Origin of the sequence: Phenylobacterium sp. (genome assembly GCF_041916435.1) — a bacterium.
In the GTDB taxonomy this organism is placed as follows: Bacteria; Pseudomonadota; Alphaproteobacteria; order Caulobacterales; family Caulobacteraceae; genus Phenylobacterium.
This window is the reverse complement of sequence record NZ_JAYRZM010000034.1, coordinates 1-1,098: the sequence shown is the minus strand read 5'-3', so window position 1 is coordinate 1,098 and position 1,098 is coordinate 1. Positions and strand designations below refer to the sequence as shown.

The following is a 1,098-nucleotide window of genomic DNA, read 5'->3' as shown; positions in this document are numbered from 1 at the left end:
GAGGTGCTGGTGGTGGGCGCCGGCCCGGCCGGACTCGAGGCAGGGCTGATGCTGGCGCGGCGCGGGCACGAGGTGAAGATCGCCGATGCCGGGCAAGCGCCCGGCGGCCGCCTGCAATGGGAAACGAGGCTCCCCGGCCTCAGCGAATGGGGAAGGGTGCGCGACTGGCGCCTGCATCAGATCTCCAAGCTCGCCAACATCGAGATGTTCCGCGACAGCCGCATGGCGGCGGAGGACGTCATCGACCTCGGCATTTCGAATGTCGTGATCGCCACGGGAAGCCGGTGGCGCGGCGACGGCCGGGGCCGCAGCATCCGCGCGCCCATCGCCTCCTATGACGATGCCCGCATGCTGGCGCCGGAGCAGGTCCTGGCGGCGAATGTGAAAGGCCCTGCGGTGGTGTTCGATGACGATCTCTACTATCTCGGCCCCGCCATCGCCGAGCACCTGGCGCGGCGCGGCGCGGAGGTCACCTATGTGACCAGCGGCGGCAAGGTGGCGGAGTGGTCGGAACTCACCGGCGAACAGCCGCGCGTCCACGCCCGCCTGCTGGAGCTTGGCGTCAGGGTGATCGTCAATTCGCTGGTCAGCGGGCTGAAGCCGGGTGCGGCGGTGCTCGCCTGCGTCTACTCGGGTGCCGAGCGCGAGATCGCGGCCGGCTGCTTCGTGCCCGTCACCTCGCGCGATGGCGACGACGCCCTCTACCATGCGCTGAAGGGCAGGGGACTGGCCTCGCTGTCGCTGATCGGCGACGCGCGTGCGCCGGGCCTGATCGTGCATGCCGTCTATGCCGGCCACAAGCTGGCGCGCGAGTTCGGCGAGGACGAGGTGACGGTCAGGCGCGAGCGGGCGCTCAGCTGAGGGTCTTCGCCAGAACGGCATCTTCTGCGAACTGTCCGGCAACCTCGCCCGTCTCCCGCCAGCCGCGGCGGAGGTAGAAGGCGAAGGCCCGGCTGTTGCGTTCGGTGGTCAGGCGGGCCTCGGCATGGCCGTTCTGCTTCAGCCAGTCCTCGCAGGCGGCGAGCAGCGCGCTGCCATGGCCCTTGCCCTCATGCGCGGCCTCCATGAACAGCGCGAAGACGTTGCCGTCGCGCCTGT

General features: G+C 70.2%; 2 protein-coding genes. One reads left to right on the top strand and one right to left on the bottom strand.

Annotated elements, in window-relative coordinates:
• On the top strand, window positions 1-861 hold an 861-nt coding region (locus ACE3TA_RS22645; protein ID WP_374576587.1), incomplete at its 5' end, for an FAD-dependent oxidoreductase.
• Here the strand turns inward: ACE3TA_RS22645 and ACE3TA_RS22640 are convergent.
• Window positions 854-1,098: GNAT family N-acetyltransferase (locus tag ACE3TA_RS22640; protein WP_374576586.1), on the bottom strand; the 245-nt coding region annotated here is incomplete at its 5' end. The genes ACE3TA_RS22645 and ACE3TA_RS22640 overlap by 8 nt on opposite strands.